Origin of the sequence: Exiguobacterium sp. s80, from assembly GCF_018618725.1 — a bacterium.
In the GTDB taxonomy this organism is placed as follows: domain Bacteria; phylum Bacillota; class Bacilli; order Exiguobacteriales; family Exiguobacteriaceae; genus Exiguobacterium_A; species Exiguobacterium_A oxidotolerans.
Map to the genome: position 1 here is coordinate 1,236,692 of NZ_JACSMP010000001.1, position 7,724 is coordinate 1,244,415.

Consider the following 7,724-nt stretch of genomic DNA (forward strand, 5'->3'; position numbering starts at 1 on the left):
AAAAAATACCCAAACGCCGCATTTCACGTTTGAGTAGAAAATCAGCACGTCTCCGCATCATGTAAGTCAGATAGTTGCTGTTCAAGTGATTCGAGTAATTGTTTCCCTTCACTCGCATCAATCAGTTCAAGACGAACGGCAAAATCAATTTGGCGTGACAATCCGAACATTTGTGTATCCAATACTTCCTCATAAAGAGGACATTGTGGCATCGTTAAATTCGCAAGCTGGACCTCGATCAACCGGCGGATTTTATGGGCATCCGCTTCTAGTAGCTCAAGAGCGCGCTGGCGATGAACTGTCCCGATTTCAGTTGACAATCCAATCCCTCCTCATCAAATGACGCGTTCCTGTTATAGATAAACTTTACCTTACTTTCGCTAACAATTCAACGTTTCGGTATAATGGATTTGTAGCATTCACACATTTAGGGGGAATAGAGATGATTTTTCCAATCACAGGTAAGGTACGGTACACATTAACGATTGATCCAACCGTCTGGATCTTTGACGATCGTAAGATTGCGGTCGAACAAATCGGACAAGAGACAGAGCATAATGCCGCTGAAGCATACTATGCGAAAATGGGGGCTGCTTGGGACAAGGGGATTACGGAAGGGAGTCGGACCGATCACAATAAACCGATGACGCGCGAAGAAAAAGATGACGCACTCCGCGGGACGTTCGCGATGCCACTCCTTCCATTCATCACAAATGCCGAAGTACTAAACGATGCCTCACAATTACGTTTTGAAGGAATCGATACCGTCGAACTCCCACTCGAGGTACTGCCTCAACTCTACTTACAATTTTCAAAAGACGGGAAAGTCTTAACCGATGGTCCCGTTCATTTACTTTATCAAGATCAAGTCGTCCGTTCGGTCAATCGGATCACTGTCATCTAATAGCAAACTGCCCTCTTTTCCTTCTAACGTTAACGACTGAAGGAAAAGAGGGCAGTTTTATTTTTTAAAGCAAGTCGGCCGCAAGACGCGCGAGGTTCGACCGTTCCCCTTTGACGAGTTTGACGTGCCCTGTCATTTGTTCACCTTTTAACCGTTCAACTGCATAGGATAGACCATTTGAATATTCATCGAGATACGGATGGTCAATTTGTTGCGGATCCCCGACGAGAACAATTTTCGAGTTTTCCCCGACACGAGTCAAAATCGTTTTCACTTCATGTTTCGTTAAGTTTTGTGCTTCATCGATGATGATGAACTGTCCCGGCATACTCCGCCCGCGGATATAAGTTAATGCCTCAAGCTGAATCGATTTCATGCCCGCTAGGATATTTCCAAGTTCATCACCCGAACCCGTATTGAACAAATGCTCCAAATTATCATAAATCGGTTGCATCCATGGTCGAAGCTTCTCTTCCATCTCACCCGGTAAATAGCCGATGTCATTTCCCATCGGAACGACAGGACGCGCGACGACTAGTTTTTTATAACGATGTTCATCTTCGACTTGCAACAACCCGGCCGCAAGTGCGAGCAATGTTTTCCCCGTTCCTGCCTTGCCGACGAGTGTAACGAGCGGAACATCATCCCGAAGTAACAATTCGAACGCCATGCGCTGTTGAACGTTACGGGGGACGACACCCCATACTTGATTGATATCAAGCGAAAGTGCCCGGATGATAGGCAATTCCTGATCGACGACAGCGAAAGCTGAAGCTTTCGATACATTGCTTTTTAAAATGACGAATTGATTCGGATAAACTTTTTCATTCAAGATATCCACTGAGAGTCGTTTGTCTTCGTAAAAGGCATCGATGTATTCCTGGTCGACGACTGCTTCAATGAAACCCGTATATAACCCTGTCAAATCCGCAATATGATCCGTCAAGTAATCTTCTGCGACAAGTCCGTACGCATCTGCCTTTACACGAACGAGAATATCTTTTGAGACGAGAATGACGTCACGTCCACTCTGTAGTTCCTGCTGCTCTCGATGAATCGACCACGCCAACTCGAGAATCTTATTGTCATTCGATTCATGTGTGAACGGTGAGACGTCACTGATCGTGTCGCCGATGTCGACACGAAGGATGCCGCCATTTCCGAGCGGGACCCCTGCATGAAGATGCCCCGCTTCCCTTAATTGGTCCAAAATCCGCGCGGTCTCTCGAGCATTCCGCCCGACTTCATCCATATTTCGTTTTTTCCCGTCCAGCTCTTCTAAGACGATTGCCGGTATGACGACATCATGTTCTTGGAATTGAAATAAAGATAATGGATCGTGGAGCATGACATTAGTATCGAGCACGTATATTTTTTTCATTCCATCGTTCGCCCCTTTAGAGTCGAGTTTTGATGAATGTTACGCTTTTAGAATCGCATGCATTTGTTGATCTAGACGTAACGCTGCCGTTTCGTCATACGTTTTCTCGATACGAGGACGATTGGATACAGCGGCTCCGTAAAATAAAATATCGCGTACTTCTTCTACCATTCCTTCGTAAAATGCAAGCTTTAATGGCACTTCGGCTGCCGGATCCCAGCGCTTAACCTCCGTACACGTCAAGCTATAGGCAGATTGATCGGCAAAGAAAATTAATGTGAAAACAGGATGCTCTGCCAACGTCTTGACGATATGCGAATCGGCTTCAATCGCAAATCGGACCGTTTGTTCATCTTTTGCATAAACCCAACTGATTGCATGAGTGATGGGCCAACTTTTCGATTGATCGTGCGTGATTAAAAAAACGAGTGGTAAATCGGATAACGCTTCGAGTTGCTTTAGATTCAGACGATGTTCCATTTTATTTGCCATGGTGTCACCCCCCTATTTATCTTACTGACTTAGTTTCGAGTCATGTTGTTCAATTCCCTTTTTTACATCTGAATAATCTTTTAATATGGTATACTAGTAAAAAAAGAGGAGGACCTCGAAATGCGTGTAAAATGTACTATCTGCGATAAACGCGAAACGATCGACGACTGGTCCTTCGCAGCAAAACGCTTACGTAACAAACCGGTTCGCATCTATTTGTGCGATGAATGCAATGAGCGTATCGAGCAACGGACGATTGCGCGCGAAGCAACCGGGAACTTTAACTTATATCCGACGTGGGCGTCTGCTAAAAAAAGATGGTGACGGCTTACTTTCTATGCTGAAGTAACTTTGAGCTCCTCTGACATCCGGATGATGTCGAAGGAGCTTTTCATATCTTTACGGGTCGAAGCGGACAAAAACATCATCATTCTTCCCAGGATTTCCACGGCCGTCCGTATTGTTCGTAAGGAAATATAGTGCAGTTCCATCTGTCGTGACGTCACGAATGCGTCCACGATCCGTTACGACTTGTTCGACTTGCTTCGTGCTCTCTTCAATCGAGCGAAGGCTCTGCCCGACCAACGTACCGAAATACAACTTCCCATCAAGTTCCGTCACCCCGCTTGGTGCAACGGAGCGATTTCCCACTTCATACCACGGTGTGACTAATCCTTGTTGTTTTTCCGTCCCCTCAATCAACGGCCATCCATAATTTTTCTGTTCAATCTTATTGATTTCATCATGTCCGCTTTGACCATGTTCGGTCGCAAAAAGCTGATTTCCGACAAAAACAAGACCTTGTGGATTACGATGACCATAACTATAGACGTATCCCTCCAGATTCCCTTCAACCGGCTCTCCCGTTAAGTCCATCCGTAAAATTTTTCCGGCCAAAGAGGACAGCTTCTGCGCGTTCTCGGGAACTGCAGCATCTCCTGCTGTGACGTACAGGTAACCATCCGGCCCAATCTCGATTCGACCGCCATTATGAATCGAGGACCCAGGAATGCCATCCAGTAAAATGCTTTTCTCCGTCCAGTCCCCATCCTTCCGTTCGATTGAAATGACACGATTCCGTAGCTCACCTGCTTGTTCATACGTATGGTATACATAAGCGAGCTGATTCTCTTCAAAGTCGGGATCAAGGGCCATTCCAAGTAGTCCACCTTCCCCTTCCGCCACGACTTCTTCCGTCAGACGTGGGGCTGTTCGCGAATAATCCCCTTGCGTTCCTTCGACGATTTTTCCATCTCGTTCTGTAATATAAAATGTATCCCCTGACATCTCGACATTCCAAGGTGCCTGCAGGGACTCGAAAATGATGTCGGCTCCCTCTTCAGTCTCTTGTTTAGCATCTGTTTGACTCGACTCCTCCGTCTTTGAATCAGTCGCGCAACCGACTAATAACATCGTAAGACTCAGCGGGGCGAGCCAGCTCCATTTATTCATTTTCATCACTCCTTAAAGGTTTTTCCCCTGACTTTCTCGTTTCTATTCCTTTATTTACCGATTGAACGATAAAACAAAAAGTCCGCCTTCACAAGGAAGACGGACTTTTAAACGAATCAAATGAATTTAAGATGCAGTCTGTTCTCGATCGCGTTTGACACGCCACATCCGGAAACGATAAATCCCGAGGATGGCGACCATCGCAAGCAATACTTCAGGAATCGGCCACGTCCAAAAGACGAGTGTTAAAGCCGCTGAAAAGACAGCTAATAAAAGATAGACGATCAGCGATTTCCACCAAGCTAATTCCTTTGCAAAACCTAGCTTAAACACGACGAGCGTCAAAATGACGACCGTAATCATCAATGCATTGAAACCCGCACTTAAGTTATTCGGATCACTCCCGACGCCAAGAAACTTGGCGACGGCAGGAATATCGAATTTCGAGAAATCAGAAGCAACGGCAGGTTGTGCAGACATTGCCAGTCCCCCTTACATTGTTAAGAACTCAGTCTTTTCCAAGACGACGACGTTTGTCTTGTTTTTCACGTTCGTTCTTGTTCAACACTTGTTTACGAAGACGAACTGATTCCGGTGTAATTTCACAGTACTCATCTTCATTCAAGAATGTTAATGATTCTTCAAGTGAGAAGACACGTGGACGTTTAAGAACGTTTGTCGTATCTTTCGCAGATGCACGCATGTTCGTCAATTGTTTCGCTTTAACGACGTTAACAGCGAGATCGACGTCACGGTTACATTCCCCGATGATCATTCCTTCATATACTTCAAGGCCTGGCTCGATGAAGATCGTTCCACGGTCTTCAAGAGCAGAGATTGCGTAAGCAGTCGCTTTTCCTGTTTCAATCGAAACCATAACACCACTACGACGACCACCGATGTCTGCGTTGATGAACGGACGGTACTCTTCGAATGTGTGGTTCATGATTCCGTATCCGCGTGTTGCAGATAAGAATTCGTTACGGTAACCAATCAAACCGCGTGAAGGAACGATGAACTCCATTTTCGTTTGACCGTTATCCATTGTTTGCATGTTCGTCAATTCACCTTTACGGAGACCGATCGATTCCATGACTCCACCCGTGTACTCTTCAGGAGTATCGATGACGACGCGCTCAAACGGCTCGACTTTAACGCCATCTTCAACTTTGATGATTACCTGTGGTTTCGAAACTTGAATTTCGTAACCTTCACGACGCATGTTTTCGATCAAGATACCAAGGTGAAGCTCACCACGACCTGAAACGATCCAGCGGTCAGGAGAATCTGTGTTTTCGATACGAAGCGAAACATCTGTTTCAAGTTCTTTTTCAAGACGCTCTTCGATTTTACGTGAAGTAACGAGATCCCCTTCACGACCAGCGAATGGCGAGTTGTTGACGATGAACGTCATTTGAAGTGTTGGCTCATCAATCCGAAGCAATGGAAGTGGATCGACGTGTGACGTTGGACACACTGTTTCACCGACGTTGATATCTTCCATACCTGCGATTGCGATCAAGTCTCCAGCTTTCGCTGCTTCGATTTCAACGCGTTTAAGGCCGAAGTATCCGAATAATTTCGTTACACGGAAGTTTTTGATTGATCCATCAAGTTTAGAAAGCGAAACGCTATCGCCGACTTTAATTTCTCCACGGAAAACACGACCAACTCCGATACGACCAAGGTAGTTGTCATAATCAAGCATCGTAACTTGGAACTGAAGTGGATCCATGCTGTTATCGACAGGTGCTGGTGTGTGCTCAAGAATCAAATCAAGAACGTTCGTAATTGTATCTTCTTGTTTATCAAGTTCAGGTTCAAATGAACTTGAGCCGTTGACTGCCGATGCATAAACGACTGGGAATTCGAGTTGATCTTCGTCTGCGCCAAGATCGATTAAAAGATCGACGACTTCATCGACGACTTCGAGTGGACGAACCATCGGCTTGTCGATTTTGTTGACGACGACGATTGGTTGTAATCCTTGCTCGAGTGCTTTTTTCAATACGAAACGTGTTTGTGGCATACAGCCTTCACGTGCATCGACGACGAGGATAACGCCATCTACCATACGCATGATACGTTCAACTTCTCCACCGAAATCGGCGTGACCTGGTGTATCAACGATGTTGATGCGGGTATTTTTATAATCGATTGCTGTGTTTTTCGCGAGGATTGTGATTCCGCGTTCACGCTCGATATCATTTGAGTCCATTGCGCGTTCTTCAACTAGTTCATTCGCACGGAATGTCCCAGATTGTTTTAAAAGCTCATCGACGAGTGTCGTTTTACCATGGTCAACGTGGGCGATGATCGCGACGTTGCGTAAATCAGTTCTTACTAAAGTTGTCATAAGTGTGTACCTCTTTCTATTCATTTAAATAATCCAACATTACTTTCGGTCAACTTTAAGAGTATAGCACAGGTTGAGTGGCAGTTGGCAATGACTATGATTCAAGCTTATAGCGAAAGCCTTTTCATTGACCCCGTTTCACGCTAAACTAAATACGTACTCACGTAAAACGAGGGGGGAAATGATATGCGGTTCGTCTTTTTATTGTTGGCAGTATTAGCAGTAGGTTCGATGGCAGCGATCGGGATTTTCATCGCTGAACAAAACATGCTGATGGTCTTCATCTCGCTACTTCTAGTATTTGTTTCGATGGGCGTCGGTTTTGTTTTGAAAGCCCGCCTTCGGAGACAGTCTTAAACGTCCTTTATGGGCGTTTCAGCGTGTAGACAAACTTATGAAGCATGAGCATGCGATATCGAGAAGCAATCCGTTCGCGCTTCCCTGTCTCGTCTTCAAAGCGGCAATCTTCCGCGCCGCTACAGCAAAGCTGCAGGGTCACGACCGATTGCTTTTCGCTTTAAAAGCGATTCGAGACGGATTGCGCTCTAAACCGTCTGCAGGTCTGGATTTCCTTCACGGCATTACCTAAAAAAGCGTCGCGTTTGGTGACTCATACGGGAAAAAGTTCGTGTTTAACGCACTTTTAGAGGCAGTCAAGACCCTGTTCGTTGTCCGTGAAGATCAAGGAGTAACGGCTTGCGCCTCGTCCGAGGAAAGCAACGAAAAAAGACGCTGTATCTCCCGATAGCACTTTGTCTACAGTCTAAAACGTCCTTTATCAAAATCAGGCGAGAATATGCCCACTTCTAAACGATCAGGGTGAAGCCCTAGTGAAAGTGGGAGATGAATCGCCACCCTCTCTTTCAGGTATATCCGTTGTAAGGAGGTGAACATCATGCCGACACACAAGGCCTACACATTCAGAATACACCCGACAAAAGAGCAGGAAATCCTGATTGCGAAGACGATCGGTTGTTCGCGCTTCGTCTTCAACCACTTCTTAGCGAAGTGGGATGAGACGTATAAAGCGACAGGTAAAGGACTATCCTTCGGGTCTTGTTCGAAAGAACTCCCGTCGTTGAAGCAGGCGTTCGACTGGCTGAAGGAAGTCGATAGCACGTCTGTGCAGACGAGCGTCA

10 protein-coding genes are annotated in these 7,724 nt (G+C 45.8%); 4 read left to right on the forward strand and 6 right to left on the reverse strand.

Annotated features, from left to right (window positions below; translation table 11 throughout):
- Positions 1-41: 41 nt before the first annotated feature.
- Positions 42-320: an Fpa/YlaN family protein gene (locus KNP94_RS06530; RefSeq protein ID WP_029330942.1), complete on the reverse strand. Its 279-nt coding sequence runs from the start codon at positions 318-320 to the stop codon at positions 42-44.
- Positions 321-442: 122 nt separating this feature from the next.
- Between KNP94_RS06530 and KNP94_RS06535 the strand changes: the two genes are divergently transcribed.
- Positions 443-904 carry a hypothetical protein gene (locus KNP94_RS06535; RefSeq protein ID WP_214765245.1) on the forward strand — a complete coding sequence of 154 codons (462 nt, stop codon included), beginning with the start codon at positions 443-445 and terminating at the stop codon, positions 902-904.
- A gap of 64 nt (positions 905-968) precedes the next feature.
- Here the strand turns inward: KNP94_RS06535 and KNP94_RS06540 are convergent, their stop codons facing one another.
- Together KNP94_RS06540 and KNP94_RS06545 are read right to left on the reverse strand one after the other, a co-directional pair.
- On the reverse strand, positions 969-2,285 hold the full coding sequence (locus tag KNP94_RS06540) for a PhoH family protein (protein ID WP_088837459.1): 1,317 nt from the start codon (positions 2,283-2,285) through the stop codon (positions 969-971).
- Between the two features lie 39 nt (positions 2,286-2,324).
- Complete coding sequence (locus KNP94_RS06545) at positions 2,325-2,777, reverse strand: PNPOx family protein (RefSeq protein ID WP_088837460.1); 453 nt, start codon at positions 2,775-2,777, stop codon at positions 2,325-2,327.
- Positions 2,778-2,897: 120 nt separating this feature from the next.
- Between KNP94_RS06545 and KNP94_RS06550 the strand changes: the two genes are divergently transcribed.
- Positions 2,898-3,101 carry a YlaI family protein gene (locus KNP94_RS06550; RefSeq protein ID WP_088837461.1) on the forward strand — a complete coding sequence of 68 codons (204 nt, stop codon included), beginning with the start codon at positions 2,898-2,900 and terminating at the stop codon, positions 3,099-3,101.
- Between the two features lie 75 nt (positions 3,102-3,176).
- Here KNP94_RS06550 and KNP94_RS06555 read toward each other — a convergent pair whose 3' ends face one another.
- The 3 genes from KNP94_RS06555 to typA form a co-directional block, all read right to left on the reverse strand.
- Positions 3,177-4,229 (reverse strand): PQQ-dependent sugar dehydrogenase, encoded by a 1,053-nt coding sequence (locus KNP94_RS06555; protein WP_157898487.1) that lies wholly within the window; start codon positions 4,227-4,229, stop codon positions 3,177-3,179.
- 126 nt (positions 4,230-4,355) lie between these two features.
- Positions 4,356-4,709, reverse strand: a complete 354-nt coding sequence (locus tag KNP94_RS06560) for a YlaH-like family protein (RefSeq protein ID WP_029330948.1) — start codon at positions 4,707-4,709, stop codon at positions 4,356-4,358.
- Positions 4,710-4,737: 28 nt separating this feature from the next.
- Entirely contained in the window at positions 4,738-6,585 is a 1,848-nt protein-coding gene (typA, locus tag KNP94_RS06565) for a translational GTPase TypA (RefSeq protein WP_029330949.1), read from the reverse strand.
- A 186-nt stretch (positions 6,586-6,771) separates the two neighbouring features.
- Between typA and KNP94_RS06570 the strand changes: the two genes are divergently transcribed.
- Both KNP94_RS06570 and KNP94_RS06575 read left to right on the forward strand, forming a co-directional pair.
- The gene (locus KNP94_RS06570; RefSeq protein WP_157898488.1) at positions 6,772-6,942 is read left to right on the forward strand and encodes a DUF5325 family protein; all 171 of its coding nucleotides are present in this window, start codon (positions 6,772-6,774) and stop codon (positions 6,940-6,942) included.
- A gap of 538 nt (positions 6,943-7,480) precedes the next feature.
- On the forward strand, positions 7,481-7,724 hold a 244-nt coding region (locus KNP94_RS06575; RefSeq protein WP_215115445.1), incomplete at its 3' end, for a helix-turn-helix domain-containing protein.